Origin of the sequence: Salinibacterium sp. dk2585, from assembly GCF_008001035.1 — a bacterium.
Classification (GTDB): domain Bacteria; phylum Actinomycetota; class Actinomycetes; order Actinomycetales; family Microbacteriaceae; genus Homoserinimonas.
Genome location: NZ_CP042856.1, coordinates 200,326 through 226,833, shown reverse-complemented (window position 1 = coordinate 226,833; position 26,508 = coordinate 200,326). Strand labels below are relative to the sequence as shown.

The window sequence follows — 26,508 nt, the reverse complement described above, 5'->3', positions numbered from 1 at the left end:
GGTGCCTTCCTGTCGTTGGTGCCTGTGTGGTCGGCCATCTCGCCCGAAGGGCGGGAGGACGTCGGGTTCAGCTACGCCTCCGCACCGCGAGTCGCTCAGCGCCGAGCGTCACGAGATAGAAGGCCAGGCCGAGCACTATGGAGATGAGGACGTATGCCCAGGCACGCGGGTACGCGCTGGATGCGGCTGACGTGGAGATCAGACCACCGAGACCACCGCGCGGGCCGCCGAAGTATTCGGCCACGAGCGCCGAGATGACGGCGAGCGAGGAGCCGATGCGGATGCCCGTGAAGACAAAGGGCGTCGCCGTCGGCAGTGTCACGGTGCGCATGACCTGGCCGGGTTTCGCGGCGTACACGGCCATGAGGTCGCGGTGCACGGGGAGTGCCTGGCGGAGCCCGCGCAGGGTGTTGATGAAGACGGGCACGAAGACGGCGAGCGCCGCAATGGCCTGGCGCCCGAACTGCGAATCGGCACCGAACATGGTGTTGAGCACGGGCGCGAGCGCCACGATGGGGATGACGGCGAGCGCCGCCACGACGGGCGCAGCCATCCAGTCGACCAGGCGCGTGGATGCTGCGAGCAGGGCGACGCCGATGCCCAGCACGGCCCCCACGAGGAGGCCGATGAGGGCGTTGGTGCCCGTGATGAGCCCGGCGCTGAGCATGGAGGGGGCGAACTCCACGAGCTGGTCGATGATCGAGGCGGGCGCAGGCAGGAGGTAGTCGTCGACACCCCCGACGGTCACGGCGAGCTGCCAGCCGCCGAGCACGACGAGGCCCACGACGATGGGCGCGATGGTGCGTGCGGCGACCTCCGTCCGCGGGTTCATCGTCACGGCCCGGCCCATCAGCGCGTCTCCACTCCACGCACCGCGGCGACCGGCGAGCCCTGGTGGAGGGCCTCGCGCACGGCGGTGATCATGTCGAAGAACTCGTGCTGCTCGCGCAGGCCCTCTCCGCGGTCGGCGGTGGCGGCGAGTCGCATGGTCACGATCTCCTGGATGCGGCCCGGCCGGGGCGACATGACCACGACCCGGTCGGAGAGGAACACCGCTTCGGGGATCGAGTGCGTCACGAACACGACGGCCGCGCCGGTCTCGGCGCAAATGCGCACGAGCTCCGACTGCATCCGTTCTCTCGTCATCTCGTCGAGGGCCCCGAAGGGTTCATCCATCAGCAGCAGGCGGGGCTTCTCCGCCAGCGCCCGGGCGATCGCCACGCGCTGCTGCATCCCACCCGAGAGCTGGTCGGGGTAGCGCTCGGCGAAGTCCCCAAGCCCAACGAGCGAGACGAGTTCGGCGACGCGTGCCGCCCGTTCGGCTTTCGGTGCACCGTGGAGGGAGAGCGGCAGCTCGATGTTCTCCTCGACCGTGCGCCACGGCAGCAGGCCGGCCTGCTGGAAGGCGATGCCGTAGTCCTGGGCGATGCGGGCATCCTTCGCCGGTTTGCCGAAGACCGAGACGGTGCCCCTGCTCGGCTGGTCGAGGTCGGCGATGAGGCGCATGAGCGTGGACTTGCCGCAGCCGGAGGGACCGATGAGCGACACGAACTCACCCGCAGCCACCGTGAGGTCGATGCCCTCGAGCGCCTGCACCTGCCCGCTGCGGGTCTCGAAGACCTTGTCGACGCCCGCGATGCTGACGGCATCCGTACCACCGGTCACCTGTGTCATCCGCTGATCTCCACTCTTCTGTAGCGGCCCAGCATGGCGCCGAGCAGTGCGATTGATCCGGCCGCGACGAGCCCAAGCACGATGGCACCGAAGATGGGCCCCCACGCCTTGGACGGGTCGCCGCTCGCCTGGCCGGCGTATTGGATGAGGATGCGCCCGATGCCGCCCTGGAGGCCCGTCGAGACCTCGGCGACGACGGCACCGATGACGGCGTTTGCGGCCCCGAGCCTGAGCGCGGGCAGCAGGTAGGGCACGGCGGCGGGCAGGCGTAGGCGCACGAGGGTCTTCCACCACCCGGCGGCGTAGGTCTTCATGAGTTCGACGTGGATGGTGTCGGGTGACTGCAGGCCCTTGAGCGCACCGACGGCGATGGGAAAGAAGGCGAGGTAGGAGGCGATGAGCGCCACCGACATCCAGTCCTGCCACTCGAAGGCGCCCATCTCGATGCGCGAACCCCAACTGCGCACGACGGGAGCGAAGGCGATGAGGGGGATGGTCTGACTGAGGATGATCCAGGGCAGCAGGCCCCATTCGGCAAGCTTCCACCGCTGCATCACGAGCGCGAGGCCCACACCCACGACGAGCCCCGTGAGCCAGCCCGCCGCGGCGATGCCGAGCGTCAGGGTTGCCGCGACGGCGACCTCAAGCCAGAGGGGCCGCGCGCCGTCCGCTCGCGTGACCGGTTCGAGCAGCCGGGCGAGCATGTCCCAGCTGTGGGGCATGGCGAGGTCGCTCGTGCGCGGCAGCACCCGGTTGCCGAAGAGCACGAGCCCGTCCGCGGGGCCGAGGAGCTTGTAGAGCTCCCAGATGCCCACGAGCACGACGATGCCGAGTGCCCCGGCAGCCCAGCGGGCGAACTCGCGGGCGGGCGCTCCGCGGCGACGACGCAGGGCCGGGGCCGCTATCTGCCCCGTGCGGCTGAGCCCGTCTGCCATCTCCCCGCCCTATGCCTTCGCGACGATGTGCTCGGAGAGCGCGGGGATGACGGTCTCGCCGTAGACCCGCAACGTCTCCTCTTTGTTGTCGTGCTGCAGGTAGCCCGCGAACTGGTCGACACCGAGCTCAGCGAGTGCCTTGAGCTTCTCGATGTGATCGGATGCCGTGCCAAGCACACAGAAACGGTCGACAATCTCGTCGGGCACGAAGTCGGCGTGCGTGTTGCCCGCCCGCCCGTGCTCGTTGTAGTCGTAGCCCTCCCGGCCCTTGATGTAGTCGGTGAGGGCCTCGGGCACCGCCGAGCCCTCCCCGTACTTCGCAACAATGTCGGCGACGTGGTTGCCCACCATGCCGCCGAACCAGCGGCACTGGTCACGCATGTGCGCTCGCGCCGCATCCGCATCGTCGGTGATGTACATGGGCGCCGCGACGCAGAACTTGATCGACATGGGGTCGCGGCCGGCGTTGGCCGCGGCATCCCGCACCGTCTTGATCATCCACTCGGCGACATCGAGGTCGGCCATCTGCAGGATGAAGCCGTCGCCGACCTCGCCCGTGAGCTTGAGCGCCAGGGGACCATACGCGGCGACCCACACGTCGAGCGTCGACCCCCTGCTCCAGGGAAACTGCAGCGTGGCGCCGTTGTATTCGACCGGCCGGCTGTTGGCGAGCTCCCTGATCACGTGGATCGATTCACGCAGCGTCTTGAGGGTCGTTGGGGCGCCGTTCGTGACCCGCACCGCCGAGTCGCCCCGGCCGATGCCGCAGATCGTGCGGTTGCCGTACATCTCGTTGAGCGTCGCGTAGGTGGATGCCGTGACCGTCCAGTCGCGGGTCGCCGGGTTCGTCACCATCGGCCCGACGATGACCTTGTCGGTCTCGGCGAGGATGCGGCTGTAGATCACATAGGGCTCCTGCCACAGCAGGTGGGAGTCGAACGTCCACACGTGGCTGAAGCCGTGCGCCTCGGCCAGCTTCGCCAGCTGCACGGTGCGCGCCGACGGCGGATTGGTCTGCAGTACTGCTCCGAAATCCATTGATCGCCTCTCAGATCAGGTACTGGCTCAGGCCGCGCTTGACGAACTGGCCATCACCCTTGGTGCCGATGTAGCCGCTTTCGTCGACGATGACCTTGCCGCGGGAGAGCACGGCGTCGACGTGTCCGTCGATCTCGAAGCCCTCCCACGCCGAGTGGTCCATGTTCATGTGGTGGGTCTTGCCGACGCCGATCGACGTGTGCCCATTGGGGTCGTAGACGACGATGTCGGCGTCGGCCCCCGGCTGGATGACCCCCTTCTTGCCGTACAGCCCGAACATGCGGGCGGGCGTCGTCGAGGTGATCTCGACCCAGCGTTCGAGGCTGATCTGGCCGTCGACAACCCCCTGGTAGAGCAGGTCCATACGGTGTTCGACCGAGCCGATGCCGTTGGGGATCTTGGAGAAGTCGCCGAGGCCGAGCTCCTTCTGGCCCTTCATGCAGAAGGGGCAGTGGTCGGTCGACACCATCTGGATGTCGTTGGTGCGCAGGCTCTGCCACATGTGGTGCTGGTGTCCCTCATGCTTGGAACGCAGCGGCGTCGAGCAGACCCACTTGGCACCCTCGAAGGCACCGAATTCGTCGCTGGATGCCCCCAGCTGGTCTTCGAGCGAGAGGTAGAGGTACTGCGGGCAGGTCTCGCCGAAGACGTTCTGACCGACATCACGGGCCGCCGCGAGCTGCTCGACCGCCTGCTTGGCGCTGACGTGCACGACGTAGAGGGGTGCGCCCGTCAGGTTGGCGAGCATGATGGCCCGGTGCGTCGCCTCCTCCTCCATCTGCCAGGCGCGGGCGACCCCGTGGTAGTACGGGTCGGTCTTGCCCTGCTCGAGCAGCTGCTTGACCATGACGTCGATGACGGGGCCGTTCTCGGCGTGCATCATCGTCATCATCCCCGTGTCGGCGGAGACCTGCATCGCCTTGAACACCTGCGCGTCATCCGACATGAAGACACCCGGGTAGGCCATGAAGAGCTTGAAGCTCGAGACGCCTTCCTCGGGGAGCGCCCGCATCGCCTGGAGCGAGTCGTCGGTGACGTCGCCGATGATCTGGTGGAAGGCGTAGTCGATCGCGCAGTTGCCCGCCGCCTTCTCATGCCAGGTGGCCAGGCCGTCCATGACCCGCTGGCCGTAGGTCTGCACGGCAAAGTCGATGATCGTCGTCGTGCCGCCCCAGGCGGCCGCGCGGGTGCCGGTCTCGAAGGTGTCGGATGCTGCGGTGCCGCCGAACGGCAGCTCCATGTGGGTGTGGGCGTCGATACCGCCGGGGATGACGTACTTTCCCGCCGCGTCGACCACCGTGTCGACGTTGGCGGTCAGGTCGGTGCCGAGCAGCGTCGAGCCCGGTGCGAGCACGGCGACGATCGTCTCGCCGTCGATGAGCACGTCGGCCTGCACGCGGCCGGTCGCCGAGACGACGGTGCCGTTCTTGATGAGGGTCTTCATTGGTCGCTCCCTACGGCTTCGGGATGCTCGTGTACGAGTCGGGTCGGCGGTCGCGGTAGAACTGCCAGTCGTCGCGCATCTGCTGCACCATGTCGAGGTCGAGGTCGCGGATGATGACCTCCTCCGAGTCTCCCGAGCCCTTCTCCCCGACGAAGTTGCCGCGGGGGTCGATGACCTGGCTCGTGCCGTAGAAGTCGACGGCGAGCTCGCCGTATTCGTTGTCCTCACGGCCGACCCGGTTGGGCTGCAGCACGAAGTATCCGTTCGCGACCGCGGCGCACGGGCCCTCGACCTCCCACAGCCGGTTCGAGAGACCCGGCTTGGTGGCGTTTGGGTTGAAGACCATGTGGGCGCCGTTCAAGCCCAGCTCGCGCCATCCCTCGGGAAAGTGCCGGTCGTAGCAGATGTAGACGCCGACCTTGCCGACGGCCGTGTCGAATACCGGGTAGCCGAGGTTGCCGGGGCGGAAGTAGAACTTCTCCCAGAAGCGGTCGAGGTGCGGGATGTGGTGCTTGCGGTACTTGCCGAGGATCGTGCCGTCGGCGTCGACCACAACGGCGGTGTTGTAGTAGACGCCCGTGATGTCTTCCTCATAGATGGGGAGGACCATGACGAGGCCCAGTTCCTTCGCGAGTGCGGCGAAGCGCTGCACGATGGGGCCGTCGGCGGGTTCCGCGTAGCGGTAGTACTTCTTGTCCTCGGTGATGCCGAAGTACGGGCCGTAGAAGAGCTCTTGGAAGCAGATGACCTGCGCTCCGTCGGCCGCGGCATCCCGCGCGAATTGCTCGTGCTTGTCGAGCATGGATTCTTTGTCGCCGGTCCAGGTGGTCTGGGTGATGGCGGCTCGAACTACAGTCAAGGTGAACCTCCACGAAACGGGTCGGGCCCACCAACCACGCAGGCACCGAGCTACTGAGTCGAAAAACCGGGACCACGTTGTCCGGTTTTGTTATTCTTCGACGTAAACATTTCTGTTGTGTTTCTCTGGGTGACGCATTCGTTAATCATCCTGACGAGCAATCCCCCTACGAGCAAGAGATTGGCCAAGGTTGACCCATGAATCCTCTGGTCGACGAGATCGATGACCCCACACCCGCGGGCATCTCGGCCGCGCTCGGCAGGCTCATCAGCTCGGGTCGCCTCGCCCCCGGCGCCCGCCTCCCCACCGTGCGCCAGCTGGCCGGCGACCTCGGTGTGAGCCCCGCCACCGTCAGCCACGCCTGGCAGGCCGTCGGTGCCGCTGGCCTCATCGTGTCCCGGGGACGCAGCGGCACCTTCGTGTCGGAGCGAGCCCAGGAGTGGCTGCCCGCCCGCAGCAAGGTCATGGCCGGGCGACGCGTCGACTCCCGGATCGACCTCTCGCGCGGCATCCCGGATCCCGACCTTCTCCCCGCCCTCGGGCCGGCACTCTCCCGCATCTCGGAACGCGCCGTCACCTCCAGCTACCAGGACCTTCCCGTCATCCCCGAGCTCCTAAACGTGCTGCAGGAATCGTGGCCGTATCCAGTCGACTCCATCACGGTCGTCAACGGCGCCCTCGACGCGATCTCCCGCAGCCTCGACGAGGTCGTGCGCTTCGGCGACCGGGTCATCATCGAGAACCCCACCTTCCCGCCGTTCTACGACCTGCTCGACCGACTCGGCGTCGAGCGGCTCCCCGTGCCGGTCGACCAGCACGGCCTCGACCCGAGTGCCTTCGCGGCCGCCCTCGCCAAGGGCCCCTCCGCCGTCATCCTCCAACCGCGCGCACACAACCCCACCGGCGCATCGATGCCCGCCGTCCGCGCCGAACAGCTCGCGCGGATGCTGCAGGACGACCCGCGAGCGGCCAAGACGATCGTCATCGAAGACGACCACTCGGGGCAGATCAGCACGGCCGACGACGTCAGCATCGGCCAGTGGCTGCCGGATCGGGTGCTGCACGTGCGCAGCTACTCCAAGTCCCACGGGCCCGACCTGCGGATCGCGGCACTCGGCGGGTCCACCGCCCTCGTGAACCGCGTCGTCGCGCGACGGATGCTCGGGCCCGGCTGGACGAGCCGCATGTTGCAGACCATCCTCCACGACCTGCTCGTCGACGAGCGAAGCGTCGCCCAGGTGACGCGGGCCCGCGACGAGTACGCCACCCGGCAGCACCAACTCGCCGAGGCCCTCAGCAAGCTCGGCGTCCCCACCGGCCCCGCCGACGGCATCAACACCTGGCTTGCCGTCGAGGACGAGCATGAGGCGATGCTCCAGCTCGCGGCATCCGGAATCCGGGTCGCGGGAGGCACACCCTTCCTCGCCGTCGATGAGAACCAGCAGCCCCACGTGCGCGTCACCGTCGGGGCGGTCCGCGGCGAGGTGCACGAGATCGCCGCCGCCCTCGCCGCGACCGCCGCACCGAGAACGGCCGCAGACCGTGCACCGGGGGCCAGATGGGCGTAGTCTGCTGGCAGACCCCCGGTCGGCTGTGACCGGGGCGAGCCGTCCGGGCATTGGGCGGCCTGTCGATCGGCGTCATGCCGTGCCGGCACGCCGACCTCGGTGTGCCCTCACGAAGGCCCCGCGCACCCGCGCCGGGCCCGCTCCCGATCGAGGCCGACCATCATGACAGCTCGCAGCCGCCCCGCGACCCTCGCCGCCGCATCCGCGGTGCTCCTCATGCTCGCGGGGTGCACCGCCGGATCCCTTGCGGATGATGTGGATTCCACGCCCGCGCCGGCCGCCGCCTACCCCCTCACGGTCGACAACTGCGGCTTCGAGGTCACGCTCGATGGCCCCCCGGAGCGCGTCGTCACGATCAAGTCGAGCACGACCGAGCTGCTGCTCGCGCTCGGCCTGGGAGACAGGATCGTCGGCGCCGCCGCGCTCGACGGCCCCCTCCCCGAAGGTGCTGAAGTCGAGGTGCTGAGCGACTCGGTGCCCGGACAGGAGACCGTGCTCGCCCTCGAACCCGACCTCGTCTACGCCGGCTGGGAATCGAACTTCAGTGTCGAGGGAGCCGGCGAGCGCGACCGGCTCGCGCAGTTCGGCATCGCAAGCTACGTCGCGCCACCCGCGTGCAAGGGCGAGGGTCACATGCCGCGGCCGCTGACCTTCGAGACGGTCTTCGACAGCATCACCGACGCTGGCCTCATCTTCGATGCCCAGCGCGCCGCGACCGAACTCGTGGCCGAACAGCGAGATGCGCTCGCCGCGCTTCGCCCCGTCGACGACGCCCCGACCGCGCTCTGGTACTCGAGCGGCCGGGACACCCCCTACGTCGGCGCGGGCATCGGCTCGCCCCAGATGATCATGGATGCCGCAGGGCTCGACAACATCTTCTCCGCCGTCGACGACACCTGGAGCTCCGTCAGCTGGGAGACCGTCGTCGCACACGACCCCGACGTGATCGTGCTCGTCGACTCCGCCTGGAACACCGCCGAATCCAAGATTGAGGTGCTCGAGGGCCACCCCGCGACCGCCTCCCTCGAGGCCGTGCGCGAGGGCCGCTACGTGGTGCTGCCGTTCGCCGCGACCGAGGCGGGCATCCGCAACGTGGAGGCCGCGGCATCCGCCATCGAACAGCTCAGGGGGCTCGGCTGGTAAGCCTCGACACCCGCCCGCAGGCGGAGAAACGGATGCGCGGCCCCCGCCGTCGCGCATCCCACGCGGCCACGCTCCTCGGCACGCTCGCAGCCCTGCTCATCGTCTGCTGTGTCGCCATCACTATTGGGCCCGCCGACATCCGGGTCGGTGATGTGCTCGCGAGCGTCGCCGGCCACCTCGGCCTCCCCGTCGCCGCCGTGCCACCCCTGACCGACGCGATCGTGTGGGAGCTGCGCCTGCCCCGCGTGCTGACGGCCGCCGCCGTCGGCGCCGGCCTCGCTCTGAGCGGCGCCGTCATGCAGAGCGTGACCCGCAACCCCCTTGCCGACCCCTACCTGCTTGGGCTCTCCTCGGGCGCCTCCCTCGGCGCGGTCGCCGTGCTGATCCTCGGGGTCGGCATCATGCTTCCCGTCGCCGCCTTCGCGGGTGCCCTCCTCGCGCTCGTCGCGTCCCTCGCGATCGCGAGGGCGGGAGGGGCGATCACGCCGGGGCGCGCCGTGTTGGCGGGGCTCGCGATTGCCCAACTGGCGGGGGCGGCGACATCCTTCATCATCTTCTGGTCGGCCAAGGGCGACTCCTACCGGGAGATCCTCAACTGGCTGCTCGGGTCCCTCGCGGGCAGCGACTGGTCGACCGTCGCCATCTCGGGCATCGCCCTCGCCGTCGTCGGCACCGCGCTCGTGCTGGCCGCCCCGCGACTCGATGCCTTCACCTTCGGCGACACGGCTGCCGCGTCCCTCGGCATCAACGTCGAGGCCACCCGCTGGCTGCTGCTGACGGGCGTCGCGCTCCTCACCGGGGCCATGGTGGCCGTGAGTGGGGCGATCGGTTTCGTCGGCCTCATCCTTCCCCACGTCGTGCGCAGCGTCACGGGCCCCGGGCACGCACGGATGCTCCCCCTCGCGGTCGTCGCCGGCGCCCTCTTCCTCGTCGTCGCCGACACCCTCGCCCGCACCGTCTTCGACCCGCGTGAGCTGCCAGTCGGCATCATCACGGCCGTCATCGGGGTGCCCGTCTTCGTGCTGCTCTTCGTGCGCAAGAGGGGGGCAACATGGGCGTGACGACACAGACCCGGCTCGCGGGGCTCGACCTCAGCGGCGTCTCCGTCTCGATCGACGGCCGGCCCGTGCTGCGCGACATCAGGGCGAGCGCCCCCGGCGGGCTCGTCACGGGCGTGCTCGGCCCCAACGGCGCGGGCAAGTCGACCCTCCTGCGGGTCATCGGCGGCATCATGGCACCGGATGCTGGCACCGTCGCGATCGACGGAACAGACCTGGCCGCCCTCCCGCGCCGCGAGCGCGCGCGCCGCATCGCCCTCCTGGAACAGAACGCCACACCCTCCACCGACCTGACGGCGCGCGAAGTCGTGCAACTCGGCCGCATTCCGCACCGCCGCGGACTCCTCAGCCCCACCGATTCCCCCTCGGTCGACGCCGCCCTCGAGGCCGCGGGGGTCACCGACATCGCCGACCGCCACTGGCACACCCTGAGCGGCGGCCAGCAGCAGCGCGTGCAGGTCGCCCGGGCCCTCGCCCAGGAACCCGGCGTGCTCCTCCTCGACGAACCCACCAACCACCTCGACGTGCACGCCCAACTGTCGCTCCTACGGCAGGTGCGCGGGCTCGGCGTCACCGCCGTCATGGCGCTCCACGACCTCACGCTCGCGGCCGCCCACTGCGACCGCATCCTTCTCCTCGACGACGGATGCCTCGTGGCCGCCGGCACGCCCGCCGAGGTGCTGCAGCCCGCCACCATCAGCACCGTCTATGGCGTGGACTGCGATGTGCTCACCAACCCGCGCACGGGACACCCGGTCATCGTCTTCTCATAACCACCCCTCCCACCCCCACCCCCCTCCCGTGAGATCGGGCGAATGCACCTTGCGGCATCCCAGTACGGCAACTGGGCGAATTCTCGGGTAGCCGGGGCAACATCCGGGGCATGAGCCAAGCAGAGAACGGACCGGATGCCGCCCACCAGCGCCCAGAGGGACTCGACGACGCGACCGTGGAGGCGCTCGGCAAGCTGTCGGAGGCGCTCGAGGTCGTCGAGCATGCGCGGGGGCTGCTGTACGGCTTCCACCGCTTGACGGGCACGGCCGACCTGCACCTCGGCGACGCGGTCGAGGCACTCCGCAGGGCCGGGCACGGCGAGCTGGCCGAACGCATCGATCGCGAGATCGTGGGCCGCAACGTCATCGGCGGACGCTGGACCTTCCAGATCGTCGAGGACTACGACGACAACTATTACGCCGCATTCAAGCAGGTTGAGAAGGATGCGCGCGAACAGCTCGCTGGCGGCCGTCGGCACCTCTTCGAGGCCGAGATGAAGGAGGACCGCCGCACGCACGGCGCCCCGCACCACGAGGCGCTGCCTGGGGAACTGCAGTAGGCGTCGACTCCGATGCCTTCACAGCGTTGCGGCCGTTTCGGCGCGATGCGGCGGTCAGAACGGCAGCATCACGCACGAGGCACCGCATCGCTGGTGCGAGAGGGGACTCACTCGGCGATGCGCCGCGCCACGAACACCGGGATCTCCCGCTCGGTGCGCTGCTGGTACTCCGCGTAGGGCGGTTAGGCGGCGACAGCGCGCTCCCACCACTGCGCCTTCTCCTCGCCCTCCACGATCCGCACCTCGTAGTCGGCGCGTTCGGGGCCGTCCTGGAGCTCGATGTGTGGCTCCTTGACGAGGTTGAAATACCAGACCGGATGCTTCGGCGCCCCGCCCATCGAGGCGACGAGCGCATATTCGCCCTCGTGTTCGACCCGCATGAGCGCAATCTTGCGCAGCTTGCCCGACTTCGCGCCGACGGACGTGACGATCACGACGGGCCTGCCGCCGAGGGTCGTGCCCTCCGTGCCGCCGGAGCTCTCATACAGGGCGACCTGGTCGGCCGTGCGTTTCGATGTGCTGGGTTCGTACTCTCCGCTGAGTGGCATGCCCCCACGCTACGCCGTCGACGGCGGCGTGAGTAGCGAGGCCCGCCCGGCCTCGTAGCCCTCCGCCCGCGCCTCCGCGGTCCCCAGGCTGAACATGTCGGCGTCGCCGTGGCGCTGCAGGGAGCGCGCGCCCGGTGCGTCGAGCTCGACGACGTAGCGGCCGAGTCCCCGCACGACCGCGACGGGCATGCCGCTGACCTTGCCCTTGACGAGGTCGGATGCCGCCGCCACCTCGTCCCCGATGGCCGCCGCCGTCACGGTGAGGGGCCGCCCCGCGGCATCCGTGGTCCCCCGCAGGTCATCGATGACTCGCACCCCCGCCGCACCGATCGCGATGTCGGTCTGTCCCTGCCGCCAGGGACGCCCAGCCGTGTCGGTGATGATGACGCCGAGGTGCAGGCCGGTCGCGCGGCGGAACGCGGCGCAGAGTGCGCGGGCTGAAGCATCCGGATCCTCGGGGAGCAGCAGCACGGTGCCGTCATCCGTGTTGCTCGAGTCGACACCGGCCGCCGCCATGACGAGGCCCTGCCGGTTCTCGACGATGCGGGTGACGCCGGCCTGGTGCTCGCGGGATGCCACCACGCGCACGGTCTCGTCGGTGATTGCCTGCTCGCGGTCGGCCGCCGCGACGATGCGCCCCTCGGCCTTCGACACGATCTTGCTTGTCACGGCGAGGATGTCGCCGTGGTCCAATTCGGCGCCAGCCGCGAGGATGAGCGCCGCGAGGTCGTCACCGGGCCGCACCTCGGGGATGCCTGCCACCCCGAAGACCGCCAGGCCGGGAACGAGGGCCATCACGCCACCAGTTTCGGCAGCACGTCGTGCCCGAAGGCCTCGATCCACTCGCGCTGGTTGCGGCCCACATTGTGCAGGTGGATGTGCGTGAACCCGAGGTCGAGGTGACGCTGGATGTGCTCACGGTGGGTGTCGAGGTCGGCGCTCACGAGCATCCGCCCCTCGAAGTGCTCGGGCCGCACGAGTCTGGCCAGCTGCTCGAACTCATAGGGCGAGCGCACGTCGGCCTGCGAGAAGCGCATGGCGCCGTTGGGCCACTCCCGCAGCGCGTTCGCCATGGCCTGCTCGTCGGTTTCGGCCCAGCTGAGGTGCAGGCGCAGCACGCGTGAGGCGGATGCGACGCCGCGGCCCGCCAGGCGCGCTCCCTCCTCGAAGCGGCGCAGCAGCTGCTCGAGCTTGTCGAGCGGCGCATTGGTCGTGATGATGCCGTCGGCCACCCGTCCCGCGCGCTTCGCCGTCACGGGCCCAGATGTCGCGACGAGCACCTGGGGCGCAACCTCGGGCATGGTCCACAGGCGGGCCGACTCGAGCCGGAAGTGCGTGCCGCTGTGCCGCACGTCACGGCCGGCGAGCGAGCCCGCGAAGAGTTTGCCGATGACCTCGACGGCCTCGAACATCCGGTCGATGCGTTCGGGCGCCTCGGGCCAGTACTTGCCGACGACGTGCTCATTGAGTGCCTCGCCCGAGCCCACGCCGAGCCAGTGCCGCCCCGGGTACATGCTCGCGAGGGTTGCGGATGCCTGCGCGACGGCGGCCGGGTGCATCCGGAAGGTCGGCGAGGTCACGGGCCCGAAGCTGCCCTCGGTGCGCTCACCGAGTGCCGAGAGCACACTCCACACGAAGGAGGACTCGCCCTGCGCGGGAACCCACGGCTGGAAGTGGTCCGCGGCGATGACCCCCGAGAAGCCGTGCGCCTCGGCGTGTGCGGCGAGCGCGACCGCCTCGGAGGGCGCGAACTGTTCCAGCATGGCGGCGTATCCGATGCGCGCGCGAGTCATAGGTGAATCCTGCCAGGCCATTGGCTACTTCGCTGCAGGCCGGGCGCGCAGGTGGATGCGCTTGCCCTCCTTGCTGAAGATCGACAGCATCTCGACGGGCCCGGCTCCCGTCGCGGAGAGCCAGTGCGGGAGTCGCGTGTCGAACTCGGCGGCCTCGCCCGGCCCGAGCGTGACCTCTTGATCTCCCAGCACGAGGCGCAGCCTCCCCGAGAGCACATAGAGCCACTCGTGCCCGTCGTGCACTCTCGGGTCCGGCACGGCCGTCGCGCCGTCTGGATTGGCAGGGAGGGTGACCTTGTAGGTCTGCACCGGGCTCGACTCGGGCGAGAGCGTCTCGTACTGGATCTCGCCCACTCGCTTCTTGGTGCGTGCCACACGGGGGTCGGGCGCGTTCTGGGAGGAGCGCTACCTCAGCCATCGCGGCGAGAGCGGGCGGATGTGGAGCGATCGCCGACACCGTGCTGCGCGTGCGCCGCCCGGCGGGTTGAGGAGCGCGGTTCGCTTGTGGCAATCGCACCAGCGATTGCGCGAGCCGCGCTCCTCAACCCCTCGTTGTCTCAGAACCAGGCGGGCTCCATGTCGAGGGTGTCGCGGTTGAGGCTGTCGAGCAGGTCGAACTGCGGACCCGTCTTGGGCAACTCCCACGCGAAGAAGAAGGATGCCGCGCGCCGCTTGCCCTCGTAGAACTCGCCCGTCTTGTCGCCCGCCGCGAGCGCCTGGTCGAGCCACAGCCACGCAACGACGACGTGCCCCACCGCCTCGAGATAGACGGATGAGTTCGCGAGCGCGACGGCCGGGTCACCCTGGCCCCACAGCAGCTCGGTGCTCTGCTGGATGCGGGCGGCCGCAGCCTGCAGCATCCGCCCCTGCTCTGCCGCCTCGCCGCCGGCCTCGATCGCCCGGGCCGCGGTCGCCTCGATGCGGCCGAGCAGCAACCCAAGGGCCGCGCCGCCCTTCATGGTGACCTTGCGGCCGAGCAGGTCGAGGCCCTGCACACCGTGGGTTCCCTCGTGGATGGGGTTGAGACGGTTGTCGCGGTAGAACTGCTCGACATCGAAGTCGCGCGTGTAGCCATAGCCGCCGTGCACCTGGATGGCGAGTTCGTTCGCCCGCAGCGCCCACTGCGAGGGCCAGCTCTTCGCGATCGGCGTCAGGATGTCGAGCAGCAGTGTCGCCTGCGTGCGCTCCTCCTCGCTCTCCGCCGTCTGTTCCTCGTCGACGAGCGTGGAGCAGTAGAGGCCCAGCGCCATGCCGCCCTCGACGTAGGCCTTCTGCTCGAGCAGCATCCGCCGCACATCGGCGTGCTCGATCAGCGCGACGGGCGGGGTCGCGGGGTCCTTGACGCCGAGCGCGCGGCCCTGCGTGCGCACCTTCGCGTAGTCGAGCGCCTGCCGGTAGCCGACATAGCCGAGGGATGTCGCGAGCATCCCGACCCCGATGCGCGCCTCGTTCATCATGTGGAACATGTAGGCGAGCCCGCTGTGCAGTTCCCCGAGGAGGTAGCCGACGGCACCGGCGGAACCACCCGGCGTGTACTTGCCCTCCCCGAAGTTCAGGAGGGTGTTCGTCGTGCCGCGCTGGCCCATCTTGTGATTGAGGCCCGCGAGCACCACGTCGTTGCGCTCACCAAGCGAACCATCGGATGCGTGCAGGTATTTGGGCACGATGAAGAGCGAGATGCCCTTGACGCCCGCGGGGGCGCCTGGCGTCTTGGCGAGCACGAGGTGCACGATGTTCTCGCTCAGCTCGTGATCGCCGCCCGAGATCCACATCTTGGTGCCCGTGAGGCGGAAGGTGCCGTCATCCTGCGGCACCGCCATGGTCGTGATGTCGGCGAGCGACGACCCGGCCTGCGGCTCCGACAGCGCCATGGTGCCGAAGTAGCGCCCCTCGAGCATGGGCTGCACCCACTCGTCGACTTGGCTCTCCGAGCCGTGGGCCACGATGCAGTGCGCATTGCCGATCGTGAGGAAGGCGTAGTTGGAGGTGCTCGCGTTCGCCGCCTGGAACCAGGCCATGCAGGCCCGCATGACCGACATGGGCAATTGGAGGCCGCCGATCTCCTCGTCGAAGGAGGCGGCGAAAAGGCCCGACTCCGTGAACGCGGCGAGGCCCTCGGCAATCTCGGGCACGAGGGTGACGGTGCCGTCCTCCGCCATGACGGGCTCATTGGCGTCGGACTTCTTGTTGTGTGGCGCGAAGTGCTTTGTCGCCACGTCAGCGCTCAGGTCGAGGACCGCGTCGAACGTCTCACGGGAGTGCTCCGCAAAGCGCGGGCGCTCGGTGAGACGTTCGACGTCAAGCCACTCGTAAAGCAGGAAGTCCAGGTCGCGGCGGGAAAGCGCGGGTACAGCCACGGCGGGGACCTCCAGAGGTTACTTGCTGACCTTGCCCATGAGGTTGGCGATCGGGCGCAGGATGAGCGGTCGTGCGGCGAACCACAGTGCGATCAGCACGACCATCGTGATGGCGAACATTCCGAAGCCGAACCAGGATTCCTCGTTGCGCCCGCCGAACATGTGGTTCAGGTTGCGCAGGGCACCCGTCGTGAACACGAGTGTGACGTGCGCGATGATGAACACCACGAAGTAGAGCATGACGGGGAAGTGGATGGCGCGGGCGACCTCGACCGGGTAGACCTTGTTGATGGCGGCATCCTTCGGCCACGCACCCGACATCCGGATGCCCGTCGCGATCGCCAGCGGCGCCGCAATGAACACGGTCACGAAGTAGGCGATGACCTGCAGGGCGTTGTACGACACCCACGAGTTCTCGTGCGGCCAGTCCAGCGACGCGTACTGCAGCGCAGCGGACAATGCGTTGGGGATGTACTCCCACGACGCCGGCACGATGCGCTGCCACTGGCCGGTGGCGAACAGCATGATGTAGAACACCAGACCGTTGATCACCCAGAGGGCGTCGAGGCTCAGGTGCAGCCACAGGTCGAGGCTGATCTTCGTCGGCTTGCCCTTGGTGCGGATGAGCCCCGTGTTGTTGCGGGTCCAGTGTGCCGGCGGACGCTGCCGTGTGCGCACGTGCCATCCGGAGCGGATGATCAGCACGATCAGCAGGAGGTTGAACAGGTGCGACCACTGCACCCACACGGGGAAGCCCTGGGCCCCATCGCGTTCGACATGGCCGGGGTAGTCGGCGAGGAACGACTGGACCTCGGGCAGGGTGCGCAGCCACTGCGCGCCGAGCACCGCGGCGGCCAGCAGCACGACGGCGGCCGGGATGACCCAGACGAGCGGGAACCACTTGCTGCGGTTCCCGCCCTTCTTAGAAGGCGTCACCTTGGACGTGGAGGTACTCACTTGCCGCGAGCCTCGATCGCCTCGATGACCTTCGGAACGATCTCGAAGACGTCACCGACGATGCCGAAGTCGGCGATCTCGAAGATTGGCGAGTCCTCGTCCTTGTTGATCGCGACGATCGTCTTGGCCGTCTGCATACCCGCGCGGTGCTGGATCGCGCCCGAAATGCCGAGGGCGATGTAGAGCTGCGGCGAGACCGTGATACCGGTCTGGCCGACCTGGTAGGAGTGGGGAACGTAGCCGGCGTCGACCGCGGCACGCGAGGCGCCGACGGCCGCGCCGAGGGCGTCGGCGAGCTGCTCGACGAGCACGAAGTTCTCCTTCGAGCCGAGGCCGCGACCACCCGAGACGATCTTCTGCGCACCGCGCAGCTCGGGCCGGGTGGAGGTGACGGTCTCGTCATTGACGGAGTCGATCGTGGCCGCGACGCTCGTGTCGGGCGTGACCTGCACGGTCTGCGCCGTCGCCGAACCGGCAGCAGCCTGGCCGTCGATCGCGCCGAGGCGCAGCGTGACGATGGGCAGGCCGCCCTCGACCGTTGCCTCGACGGTGTAGGCGCCACCGAAGACGGAGTGGGTCGCGACGACACGGTCGCCATCGGCCTTCACGCCAACAGCATCGACGAGGAGGGCACCCTTGGTGCGCACCGCGAGGCGTCCGGCGATCTCGCGACCATCGGGCGAGTGGGCGGCGAGCACCGCGGCGGGGCTGAACTCCGCGACAGCGGCCTCGAGCGCGGCAACCTGGCCGGCAGCGACGGTCGTGGTCGCGGCATCCGTCTCAGCGACGTAGACCTGCTGGGCGCCGAGGCTGCCCAGCTGCTCGACGAGGCCGGCACCCGTGCCAGGCGCAACCGCGACAACCGCGACGGGCGTGCCCATGTCGGCGGCTGCCTTCAGCAGCATCTGGGCGGAACCACGGATCTCGCCAGTGGTGGAGACCTCGATGAAAGCGAGGATGTTCGACATCTGCATACTCCTTAGATGAGGTCGTGACTAGATCAGGCGCTGGGCGGCGAGGAATTCGACGAGCTCTTCGGCGGCCTGGCCCTCGTCGACGACCTTGCGGCCGGCGGCGCGCGCGGGACGCTCAGAGGTGCTCACGACGACCGAACGAGCAAGCCCCGGGAACGACGGGTCGACACCGAGCTCGGAGAGGGAGACCACGGTCAGCGGCTTGCGCTTAGCCGTCATGATGCCCTTGAAGTTGGGGAAGCGAGCCTCGTCGGCGCTCTCGGTGATCGAGACAATCGCCGGCAGCGAGGCGTGCACGGCACGGGTGCCGGACTCGGTCGCCTGCGAACCGCTTACTTCGGAGCCGATCGTGAGACCGTCAACACCGTTGAGGCACGAGATGCCCAGGTGCTCGGCGACCATCGCGGGGATGACACCGCCGCGACCGTCGGTCGAGGAGTCACCCGCGACGATGAGGTCGACACCGCCGATGTGGCGGATGGCCGCGGCCAGCGTCGTGGCCGTCCAACCCGCGTCGGATGCGACGAGCGCGTCGTCGAGCACGTGGATGGCCGCGTCGGCACCCATCGAGAGTGCCTTGCGGAGCGCATCCTTCGCCTCAGCCGGACCCATCGAGACGACAACGACCTCGACGCTCTTGTCAGCATCCTTCTGCTGCAGCGCCACCTCGATCGCGCGCTCGCTGATCTCGTCGATGATCGCGTCACTAGCGTCGCGGTCAACCAGGCCCTCCGGCGTCAGCTTGCGCTCGCCATAAGTGTCGGGCACCTGCTTGATGAGCACGGCAATCTTCACTGATATCTCCTTGTCGTCGTCACCCCAGGGGCATCTCCGGATATAAAACTACCCGTCCCGCGATGCAGCACCTGATCATCTGTGGGATGTCTCGGCTGTGGGCGTCCCTGCGTACACAGTTTCTGTGCCGCCGATCAAAGTATTGCATCGCGCGGACGTCGACGAAGTCGACCTCTCAGTGCCCGGAATTCGCGTTACTCAACTGAGATCGCGGATTCGCGGCGCGAGATCCCGCTCGAAGAGCTCCACGAAGCGGCGCTGGTCCTGACCGGGCCCGTGGAACACGAGGTGGTTGAGCCCCGCCTCCACGTAGGGACGCACCTGCTCGACAACCTCCTCAGGGTCGTTCGAGACGATCCAGCGCTTCGCGACCTGCTCGATGGGCAGGGCATCCGCCGCCGCCTCCATCTCCATGGGGTCATCGATCGAGTGCTTCTGCTCGGGCGTGAGAGAGAGGGGCGCCCAGAAGCGCGTGTTCTCAAGGGCGGCATCCGCGTCAGTGTCGTAGGAGAGCTTGATCTCGATCATGCGGTCGATGTCGTCCATGCTGCGACCGACCTTCGCCGCGCCCTCCGCGACGGCCGGGAGGAGGGAGTCGGTGTAGAGCTCCATGCCCTTGCCGGAGGTGCAGATGAAACCATCGCCCGCGCGACCCGCATAGCGGGCCACGAGGGGCCCGCCCGCCGCGACATAGACGGGGATGCCGCCATCCGGCACGTCATAGATGGAGGCGCCCACCGTGCGGTAGTACTCGCCCTCGAAGTTGACACGATCGCCGACCCACAGCTGCCGCATGAGGTCGACCGCCTCACGCAGGCGTGCGAAGCGCTCCTTGAACTCGGGCCACTCGCGGTCGAAGCCCGTCGCGATCTCGTTGAGGGCCTCGCCCGTTCCGACACCGAGGAGGATGCGACCCGGATAGAGACAGCCCATGGTAGCGAAGGCCTGCGCGACGACGGCCGGGTTGTAGCGGAACGTCGGCGTCATGACGGAGGTGCCGATCGTGATGCGCTCCGTGCGCTCGCCCACGGCGGTCATCCACGCGAGGGAGAAGGGTGCATGGCCACCCTTGTGGCGCCACGGCTGGAAATGGTCGCTCACCGTGACGCTGTCGAAGCCGTGCTGCTCCGCAAGCACACCCAACTCGACGAGCTCTCGCGGGGCGAATTGCTCAGCGGACGCCTTCAGACCCAGTTTCAGCATGGCCAGACCCTACTCCCGCCGTGTTGCAGGAATGTGTACGGCCACGCTGCTCTCCACCGAGCGGCGTCGGCCATCGGGGGGATCTATGGCGCTTCTCGCACTGGATACCGTGGGAACACACCCCCCAACGAAAGGCACCACCCGTGATCGACGCGCTCCAGGCGTTCACCGAGTCCGTACACCCGTTCTGGCAGTGGGCGGCGGTGATCCTGATCAGCGCCATCCCCTTCGTCGAGTCCTACGGAGGCGCGCTCGTCGGCGTGCTGGCGGGCGCGCCCGTGATCGTTGCGATCATTGCTGCGGTCATCGGCAACTGGATCTCCATGGTGCTCGTCGTGCTGCTCTTCAAGAAGATCCGGGAGCGCCGCGGCTCCGACGAGAAGCCGCTCACCCCGCGCAGGCAGAAGTTTAAGGAGCGCTTCGACAAGTTCGGCGTCGCCGGCGTCAGCCTCCTCGGCCAGACCGTGCTGCCGAGCCAGATCACCTCGGGCGCCATGGTCGGCTGGGGCGCCTCGCGCAGCGCCGTCATCTTCTGGCAGACGATCTCGATCATCCTGTGGGGCATCGCCTTCGGCGTGCTCGGGATGCTCGGCGTCAACCTCCTCGCCGGCCGCTGACTGCGTTCACAGTTCAGGACCGGGCCTGTCCGGTCCTGAACTGTGAAAGGCACCTCCTCAATTGGGAAAGACCGTAGGTTGGTGTCGTGACGAGAGACGGATCGACGGATGCCGCCCTGCGGCTCGCCGCGACCATCCTGCTCGTCCGCGACGACCCCTTTGAGGTCCTGACGGTGCAGCGGCACGCCGGTGCGACCTTCGCCTCGGCGATCGTGTTCCCCGGCGGGGTCGTCGACCCGGACGACAGCGACGACGAGTGGCTGCCGCTGGTGACCGGCGGCGAGCACCTCGATCGCTCGGAGCGTGCCATCCGCATCGCGGGCATCCGAGAGACCTTCGAGGAGACGGGCCTCCTCCTTGCACAGCGCCTTGACGGCGGCCATGTGGAGCAACCGGATGCTCCGGCACCCCGCTTCATCGACACGGTGCGCGACTCGGGCGGTCGGCTTCGCCTCGACGAGGTGGTGCACTTCGGGCACTGGATCACCCCGCCCACGAACCCGAAGCGCTTCGACACCCACTTCCTGCTCGCCCGTGCACCCCGCAACCAGGTTGCGACCGCGGACGGCACCGAGGCGGTCAACGTCGAGTGGGCGGCGCCCGCTGCGCTCATCCAGCGCGCGGAGCAGGGCGAGCGGAACATCATGTTCCCCACCTACGCGAACCTGTTGCGGCTCGCAGAGAGCGGCACGGCGGCGGATGCGCTCCGGCAGGCGGCAGCGCGCCCCCGATTCGCGGTCCACGCCCGCGCCGAGACACGGCCCGACGGCACTCGCGTCAGCATCATTCCCGCGGAGGCCGGCTACGGCATCACGGAGTTCCCGCTGTAGGGTCGCGCCATGGACACGCAGTTCAGCGACCTCGTGAGGCCCGTGCTGGCGCCCAATCCGGGCCCGATGACGCTCGACGGCACCAACAGCTACCTGCTTGGACGCCCCGACGAACTGGTGGTGGTCGACCCTGGGCCCGACGACGCCGGACACCTCGATGCGCTCGCGGCAGCGGGTCGCGTCGTGCTCGTCCTCATCACGCACCACCACGCCGACCACACGGCCGGCATCCCGGGCCTCCGAGAGCGCACGGGGGCGCCCGTCCGGGCCTTCGACCCGGGCCACTGCCACGACGGCGAGCCGCTCGCCGACGGCGAGGTCATCGAAATGGAGGGGGTGCGCATCCGCGTGCTCGCGACGCCCGGCCACACGGCGGACTCGCTCAGCTTCGTCGTCGAGGCGGGCGGCCAGGTGGGCGTGCTCACGGGAGACACGATCCTCGGGCGCGGCACGACCGTGCTCATGAACGACGATGGCTCCCTCGCCGCATACCTCGACTCGCTCGATCGGCTTGAGGCGATCGGCCCCGTGCCCGTGCTGCCCGCCCACGGCCCGCAGCTTCCCGATCTCGCGGCGGTATGCCAGGCACTGCGCGAGCACCGGCACGAGCGGCTGCAGCAGATCCGCGACGCACTGCAGCAACTGTCGACGGATGCCGCGTCCGCCGAGGTCTCAGCCGTCGCCGACCTCGTCTATGCCGATGTGGATCCCGCCGTACGCTTCGCCGCCGAGGCATCCGTCGCCACCCAGCTCGCCTACCTGCGACTTTCCTAATCCTGAGATCGGACAGGAAACTCCTGAGTTGGGAAAGCCTCCATCCTGAATTGGGGATGCCAACGGGGCCGGTAGCGTGGTGGCATGCGTGTCGCCACTTGGAACGTCAACTCCATCCGCACCCGATATGGCCGAGTCGTCGACTGGCTCGTGCGTGAAGACATCGACGTGCTGGGCATGCAGGAGATCAAGTGCAAGCCGGAGCAGTTTCCCGTCGCCGCCTTCGAGGAGGTCGGCTACGAGATCATCGCGCACGGCCTCAACCAGTGGAACGGCGTCGCCTTCGCGAGCCGCCTCCCCATGACGGATGTCGAGACCTCCTTCGCGGGCCAGCCCGGCTTCCTGAAGGGGCTCGAGGGCCCCGACCAGCCGCTCGAGGCCCGCGCCCTCGGTGTCACGGTCGACGACGTGCGCCTGTGGAGCCTCTACGTGCCCAACGGGCGCTCGCTCGCCGACCCGCATTACGTCTACAAGCTGGACTGGCTGGGGAGGCTGCGTGAGGCATCCGAAGCCTGGATGGCCGAGCATCCGGGCACTCCCCTCGCGCTCATGGGTGACTGGAACGTCGCGCCGCTCGACTCCGATGTGGGCGACCCAGGGCTGCAGGTCGGCGTGACGACCCATGTCTCGCCCGCCGAGCGGGAGGCCTTCTTCGCCTTCGAGTCGGCCGGCATCAGCGATGTCGTGCGGCCGATCGTGCCCGAGGGCTACACCTACTGGGACTACAAGCAGCTCAAGTTCCCCCGCAATGAGGGACTGCGCATCGACTTCATCCTCGGCAACGAGGAGTTCGCCGACCTGGTGACGGATGCCTCGATTCACCGCGATGAGCGCAAGGGCGACGCCCCGAGTGACCATGTGCCCGTCGTCGTCGACCTCGAACTCGCGGTCGATGACGACGACCGGCCCATGATCTTCTAGCTCAGCAGGGCCGCGATCAGCAGCAGCACCGGCAGCGAGCCGACCGTCGTGATGAGGATCGTGTCGCGCGAAACGATGACCCCTCGCCCGAACAGCTGCGCGTAGTTGAAGACGTTCTGCGCGGTCGGCAGGGCGGCGAGACCGACCGCGACGAAGAGTTCGTGGCCGTCGAGCCCGAACACGAATCGGGCGAGGCCCCACGCGGCGAGGGGCATGAGCGCGAGCTTGATGCTCGTCGCGAGCAACACGTCGCGGCGACCGGAGCCGGGCTGGAGGATGCGCTGGCCGTGCAGCGAGATGCCGTAGTTCAGCAGCATGAGCGGCACGGCGGCGGCGCCCACGATGAGGAAGGGCTCCATGACGGGTGCCGGAATCTCGATGCCCGCCACCGACACGAGCACGCCGGCGGCCGAGCCGATCAGGATCGGGTTCTTGAGCGGTTGCGTGACCGTCGCGAGGAAGGAGCGGCGCCCTGATGTCGTCATGTCGAGCAAGGCAAGCCCCACCGGCGCGAGCACGAGCAGCTGCAACAGGATGACGGGGGCGGATGCCGCGGCATCCCCAAGCACATACAGCGACACCGGGATCCCGATGTTGTTGGCGTTGACGTAACCAGCCGACAGCGAGCCGATCACAACCTCAGGCGCCGGACGTCGCCAGACGAATCGTGACACGAGTGCGAATGCTGTCATCGCGACGAATGCCGCGCCGGCAGCGATCGCGAGTTCGGAGGAGAAGAGCCGCTCAACCGGCGTCGTGCCCAGGATCGTGAACAGCAGGCTCGGCGCAAGCACGAAGTAGACGAGCCGCGCGAGCACGAGCGGAGCATGCGGGCCGAGCAGACGGATGCGCCCGATCACGTAGCCGGTGGCGATGATCGCCGCGATAATCGCGAACCCCACCAAGACCCCTGCCACGCGTCAAGTCTCTCACCCCGCCGCCGGGGCGCTTCTCCCGCGCGAACCCCGCCCGCGACGAATGACCGAAAACGGTGCTCGCGCGGGGGAAGCGAGAGCGGTGGTTACGCGCAGGCGGCGAGAGCGCCGGCGGTCACGCGAGCCCCGCTCACACCAGGGCGCGCGCCGAAACCTTGTAGCCGGCGCCCTTGTGCGACTCGGGGAGCGAGTCACCCGCCCCGAAGAGCTTGTTGCGCAGGGTTCCCTCGACGTACTCGCTCGGGTACGCGCCGCGCGCCTGCAGCACGGGGATCACGTGCTCGACGATGTCCTCGAAGGTGCCGGGCGTGACGGCGTAGGCGAGGTTGAAGCCGTCGACATCCGTTTCCTCGACCCACTCCTGCAGCTGGTCGGCGATCTCCTCGCCCGAACCGACGATGGTCGGCCCGAGTCCGCCGATGGCATTCTCGAGGGCGAGCTCGCGCAGGGTGCGCACGCGACCGTCCTCGCCCGCCCGACGCACGTTCTCGAGGCTCGACTGGATCGCGTTGCTCTTGACGTTGCCGATCGGCTCGTCGAGGTCGAACTGCGACAGGTCGACGCCCATCCAGCCCGACATGAAGACGAGCGCGCCCTCGGGGCTCGCGTAGGAACGGTATTCCTCGTACTTCGCCTGTGCGGCTTCTGGCGTGGCATCCGTCACGACGGTCAGGAGCGTGTAGATGCGGGCTGAGTGGCGATCGCGTCCGGCGGCCTCGAGGGCGTCGCGGATGCGGCCGACCGTCTCCTTGAGCGCGGTCTTGTGCGGCGCCGCCACGAAGATGGCTTCGGCGTTGCCCGCCGCGAAGTCGATGCCTCGGGGCGAAGCACCCGCCTGGTAGATGACGGGGGTGCGCTGCGGCGACGGCTCTGAGATGTGGATTCCCGGCACCGTGAAGTACTTGCCCTCGTGCCCGATGTCGTGCACCTTCGACGGGTCGGTGAAGACGCCGGACTCGCGATCAACGACGACCGCGTCATCCTCCCAGGAGCCCTCCCACAGCTTGTAGAGCACCTCGAGGTACTCGTCGGCGTGGGCGTAGCGCTCGTCGTGCTCCATCTGGTCGTCGTGGCCCATGTTGCGGGCGGCACTTGGCAGGTAGCCCGTGACGACGTTCCAGCCGACCCGGCCGTTCGTGAGGTGGTCGAGCGTCGTCATCCGGCGCGCGAAGGGGTACGGATGCTCGTATGCCGTGCCGGCGGTCACCCCGAAACCGAGGTGCTCCGTGACGGATGCCATCGCCGAGACGAGCATGAGCGGGTCGTTCACGGGAACCTGCGCGCCGTGCGTGATGGGCGCCTCGTTGCTGCCGCCGTAGACGTCGTAGGTGCCGAGGACGTCCGCGATGAAGATGCCGTCGAAACGGCCGCGCTCGAGGAGCTTGGCAAGCTCGGTCCAGTAGCTCAGTGTGTTGTAGTCGCGGGAGCGGTCCTGCGGGTGACGCCACAGGCCTGACGCCTGGTGAGCGACACAGTTCATGTCGAAGGCATTGAAACGGATCTGACGGGTCATAGGCTCGGCCTTTCGCTCGAGACACCATGCTGCGCCGCCGTCACGCAAAGCGCGAACAGCCGCGAAACAGTTCGTCATCGTGGGCTTTCAGCATTCCGGAGTTCTGAAAGTCGTGCGGCTGGACGAGGGGGCGCAACGGGGGCCGCGCCGGGCAGTGGGTTTCCGAGAAAAGGTGCACCGCGCAGCATCCGCTGGGCAGGATGGGCGCATGACCGAGAAGACGATGCTCGCTGGCCGCCTGACGATCTCGACCCGTGAATTCGCGCTGGAGCGCATCCCCGTGCCCGCCCCTGCGGCGGGCGAGGTGCTCGTGAAGGTGGGTGCTGCCGGGGTGTGCCTCTCCGACGCGCACCTGATCGACGGCATCCTCACCCCCTCGCTGCTGCAGGGCGATGTCGTCACGCTCGGCCATGAGGTTGCGGGCACGGTCGACAGCCTTGGCGCGGATGTCGCGGGGTGGCAGCCGGGCGACCGCGTCATCGTCAAGGCGGGCATCAGCCGCGGCAGCGAGGTCTACACGATGGGCGTCGACTACGACGGCGGATGGGCCGAGTACCTTGTCGCCCCGCAGGAGAACCTTGTCGCGATCCCCGACGACATGCCCTTCGAGCAGGCCGCCATCATCCCCGATGCGGTCTCGACGCCGTGGAGCGCGATCGACCACACGGCGCAGGTGCGCCCCGGCCAGGCGGTGGGCGTGTGGGGCGTCGGCGGACTCGGCGCGCACGCCGTGCAACTGCTCCGCCTCGCGGGCGCCGCCCCCATCATCGCGGTCGACCCCCTCGCGGAGGCACGCGGCCGCGCCGCGGAGTTCGGCGCCGATATCGTGCTCGACCCGAGCGACGCCGACTTCCGGCAGCAGATGCGGGATGCGACGCGCGGCACCGGCCTCGATGTCGCCTTCGACTTCGCGGGCGTCGATGCGGTGCGCGCCCAGGCGATCTCCTCGCTCGGGGTGGGCGGCAAGCTCGTGCTCGTGGGCCTCAGCGGAACGCCCGTCACGATCGCCAACAGCAACAAGTTCACCCACATGCGCAAGAGCATCCTCGGCCACTACGGCTCGGAGGAGCACCACGTCGAGCAACTCGTGGGGCTCGTCGCCCAGGGCCGGGTCGAGTTCTCGCGCTCCGTGAGCGGACGCGTGCCCCTTGCGCAGGCAAAGGACGCCATCCGAATGCTCGAGCGCAAGGAGGGCAACCCCATCCGCCTGGTGCTGATCCCCTAGCTTTCGACCGCGTG

27 protein-coding genes are annotated in these 26,508 nt (G+C 68.6%); 10 read left to right on the top strand and 17 right to left on the bottom strand.

The window, feature by feature from the left end; genetic code table 11:
• Positions 1-67: 67 nt before the first annotated feature.
• From FVA74_RS01160 to FVA74_RS01135, 6 genes are read right to left on the bottom strand one after another with little or no spacing between them, the layout of a single operon-like run.
• A complete protein-coding gene (locus FVA74_RS01160; RefSeq protein WP_240792262.1) occupies positions 68-850 on the bottom strand; it encodes an ABC transporter permease in 783 nt (260 codons plus the stop codon).
• Positions 850-1,674, bottom strand: coding sequence for an ABC transporter ATP-binding protein (locus tag FVA74_RS01155; protein WP_147719955.1), 825 nt, complete (start codon positions 1,672-1,674; stop codon positions 850-852). Before FVA74_RS01155 ends, FVA74_RS01160 begins: the two co-directional genes overlap by 1 nt.
• Positions 1,671-2,609 (bottom strand): ABC transporter permease, encoded by a 939-nt coding sequence (locus tag FVA74_RS01150; protein ID WP_147719954.1) that lies wholly within the window; start codon positions 2,607-2,609, stop codon positions 1,671-1,673. Before FVA74_RS01150 ends, FVA74_RS01155 begins: the two co-directional genes overlap by 4 nt.
• A 9-nt stretch (positions 2,610-2,618) precedes the next feature.
• Complete coding sequence (locus tag FVA74_RS01145) at positions 2,619-3,647, bottom strand: TIGR03842 family LLM class F420-dependent oxidoreductase (protein WP_147719953.1); 1,029 nt, start codon at positions 3,645-3,647, stop codon at positions 2,619-2,621.
• Between the two features lie 10 nt (positions 3,648-3,657).
• Entirely contained in the window at positions 3,658-5,091 is a 1,434-nt protein-coding gene (gene hydA / locus FVA74_RS01140) for a dihydropyrimidinase (RefSeq protein WP_147719952.1), read from the bottom strand.
• Positions 5,092-5,101: 10 nt separating this feature from the next.
• Complete coding sequence (locus FVA74_RS01135; RefSeq protein WP_147719951.1) at positions 5,102-5,950, bottom strand: nitrilase-related carbon-nitrogen hydrolase; 849 nt, start codon at positions 5,948-5,950, stop codon at positions 5,102-5,104.
• A gap of 197 nt (positions 5,951-6,147) precedes the next feature.
• Here FVA74_RS01135 and FVA74_RS01130 point away from each other — a divergent pair, with 197 nt between their 5' ends.
• The 5 genes from FVA74_RS01130 to FVA74_RS01110 all read left to right on the top strand — a co-directional run bounded on the left by FVA74_RS01130 (position 6,148) and on the right by FVA74_RS01110 (position 11,052).
• Positions 6,148-7,518, top strand: coding sequence for an aminotransferase class I/II-fold pyridoxal phosphate-dependent enzyme (locus FVA74_RS01130; RefSeq protein WP_147719950.1), 1,371 nt, complete (start codon positions 6,148-6,150; stop codon positions 7,516-7,518).
• A gap of 162 nt (positions 7,519-7,680) precedes the next feature.
• Positions 7,681-8,661 carry a putative F420-0 ABC transporter substrate-binding protein gene (locus FVA74_RS01125; RefSeq protein ID WP_147719949.1) on the top strand — a complete coding sequence of 327 codons (981 nt, stop codon included), beginning with the start codon at positions 7,681-7,683 and terminating at the stop codon, positions 8,659-8,661.
• Positions 8,662-8,693: 32 nt separating this feature from the next.
• Entirely contained in the window at positions 8,694-9,722 is a 1,029-nt protein-coding gene (locus FVA74_RS01120; protein WP_147719948.1) for a putative F420-0 ABC transporter permease subunit, read from the top strand.
• Entirely contained in the window at positions 9,713-10,492 is a 780-nt protein-coding gene (locus tag FVA74_RS01115) for an ABC transporter ATP-binding protein (RefSeq protein WP_147719947.1), read from the top strand. Before FVA74_RS01120 ends, FVA74_RS01115 begins: the two co-directional genes overlap by 10 nt.
• 110 nt (positions 10,493-10,602) lie before the next feature.
• Positions 10,603-11,052 (top strand): hypothetical protein, encoded by a 450-nt coding sequence (locus tag FVA74_RS01110; RefSeq protein WP_147719946.1) that lies wholly within the window; start codon positions 10,603-10,605, stop codon positions 11,050-11,052.
• Positions 11,053-11,234: 182 nt separating this feature from the next.
• On the opposite strand, the gene FVA74_RS01105 is transcribed toward FVA74_RS01110, so the two are convergent.
• The 9 genes from FVA74_RS01105 to fgd form a co-directional block, all read right to left on the bottom strand.
• Positions 11,235-11,600 (bottom strand): nitroreductase/quinone reductase family protein, encoded by a 366-nt coding sequence (locus FVA74_RS01105; protein WP_147719945.1) that lies wholly within the window; start codon positions 11,598-11,600, stop codon positions 11,235-11,237.
• 9 nt (positions 11,601-11,609) lie between these two features.
• Positions 11,610-12,395 carry a coenzyme F420-0:L-glutamate ligase gene (locus FVA74_RS01100; protein ID WP_147722998.1) on the bottom strand — a complete coding sequence of 262 codons (786 nt, stop codon included), beginning with the start codon at positions 12,393-12,395 and terminating at the stop codon, positions 11,610-11,612.
• Complete coding sequence (locus FVA74_RS01095; protein ID WP_147719944.1) at positions 12,395-13,393, bottom strand: TIGR03557 family F420-dependent LLM class oxidoreductase; 999 nt, start codon at positions 13,391-13,393, stop codon at positions 12,395-12,397. The genes FVA74_RS01100 and FVA74_RS01095 overlap by 1 nt, the downstream gene beginning before the upstream one ends.
• 24 nt (positions 13,394-13,417) lie before the next feature.
• Complete coding sequence (locus FVA74_RS01090) at positions 13,418-13,768, bottom strand: cupin domain-containing protein (RefSeq protein ID WP_147719943.1); 351 nt, start codon at positions 13,766-13,768, stop codon at positions 13,418-13,420.
• Positions 13,769-13,950: 182 nt separating this feature from the next.
• Positions 13,951-15,750: an acyl-CoA dehydrogenase gene (locus FVA74_RS01085; protein WP_147719942.1), complete on the bottom strand. Its 1,800-nt coding sequence runs from the start codon at positions 15,748-15,750 to the stop codon at positions 13,951-13,953.
• A gap of 18 nt (positions 15,751-15,768) precedes the next feature.
• Positions 15,769-16,707, bottom strand: a complete 939-nt coding sequence (locus tag FVA74_RS01080) for a cytochrome b/b6 domain-containing protein (RefSeq protein ID WP_240792261.1) — start codon at positions 16,705-16,707, stop codon at positions 15,769-15,771.
• Positions 16,704-17,675, bottom strand: a complete 972-nt coding sequence (locus FVA74_RS01075) for an electron transfer flavoprotein subunit alpha/FixB family protein (protein ID WP_147719941.1) — start codon at positions 17,673-17,675, stop codon at positions 16,704-16,706. The genes FVA74_RS01080 and FVA74_RS01075 overlap by 4 nt, the downstream gene beginning before the upstream one ends.
• A gap of 27 nt (positions 17,676-17,702) precedes the next feature.
• A complete protein-coding gene (locus FVA74_RS01070; protein WP_147719940.1) occupies positions 17,703-18,476 on the bottom strand; it encodes an electron transfer flavoprotein subunit beta/FixA family protein in 774 nt (257 codons plus the stop codon).
• A gap of 198 nt (positions 18,477-18,674) precedes the next feature.
• Positions 18,675-19,679: a glucose-6-phosphate dehydrogenase (coenzyme-F420) gene (gene fgd, locus FVA74_RS01065; RefSeq protein ID WP_222705952.1), complete on the bottom strand. Its 1,005-nt coding sequence runs from the start codon at positions 19,677-19,679 to the stop codon at positions 18,675-18,677.
• 143 nt (positions 19,680-19,822) lie between these two features.
• On the opposite strand from fgd, the gene FVA74_RS01060 reads away from it, so the two are divergent.
• The 4 genes from FVA74_RS01060 (at position 19,823) to FVA74_RS01045 (ending at position 22,821) form a co-directional block, all read left to right on the top strand.
• The gene (locus FVA74_RS01060) at positions 19,823-20,296 is read left to right on the top strand and encodes a hypothetical protein (protein WP_147719938.1); all 474 of its coding nucleotides are present in this window, start codon (positions 19,823-19,825) and stop codon (positions 20,294-20,296) included.
• Between the two features lie 86 nt (positions 20,297-20,382).
• Positions 20,383-21,126, top strand: coding sequence for an NUDIX hydrolase (locus FVA74_RS01055; RefSeq protein WP_147719937.1), 744 nt, complete (start codon positions 20,383-20,385; stop codon positions 21,124-21,126).
• Between the two features lie 9 nt (positions 21,127-21,135).
• A complete protein-coding gene (locus FVA74_RS01050) occupies positions 21,136-21,900 on the top strand; it encodes an MBL fold metallo-hydrolase (RefSeq protein WP_147719936.1) in 765 nt (254 codons plus the stop codon).
• Between the two features lie 84 nt (positions 21,901-21,984).
• Positions 21,985-22,821 (top strand): exodeoxyribonuclease III, encoded by an 837-nt coding sequence (locus FVA74_RS01045; RefSeq protein WP_147719935.1) that lies wholly within the window; start codon positions 21,985-21,987, stop codon positions 22,819-22,821.
• Here the strand turns inward: FVA74_RS01045 and FVA74_RS01040 are convergent.
• Positions 22,818-23,738 (bottom strand): AEC family transporter, encoded by a 921-nt coding sequence (locus FVA74_RS01040; RefSeq protein ID WP_147719934.1) that lies wholly within the window; start codon positions 23,736-23,738, stop codon positions 22,818-22,820. The two genes, FVA74_RS01045 and FVA74_RS01040, sit on opposite strands and share 4 nt — an antisense overlap.
• 148 nt (positions 23,739-23,886) lie before the next feature.
• Positions 23,887-25,269, bottom strand: coding sequence for an LLM class flavin-dependent oxidoreductase (locus FVA74_RS01035; protein ID WP_147719933.1), 1,383 nt, complete (start codon positions 25,267-25,269; stop codon positions 23,887-23,889).
• A gap of 208 nt (positions 25,270-25,477) precedes the next feature.
• On the opposite strand from FVA74_RS01035, the gene FVA74_RS01030 reads away from it, so the two are divergent.
• The gene (locus FVA74_RS01030) at positions 25,478-26,494 is read left to right on the top strand and encodes a zinc-binding dehydrogenase (RefSeq protein ID WP_147719932.1); all 1,017 of its coding nucleotides are present in this window, start codon (positions 25,478-25,480) and stop codon (positions 26,492-26,494) included.
• Positions 26,495-26,508 lie beyond the last annotated feature (14 nt).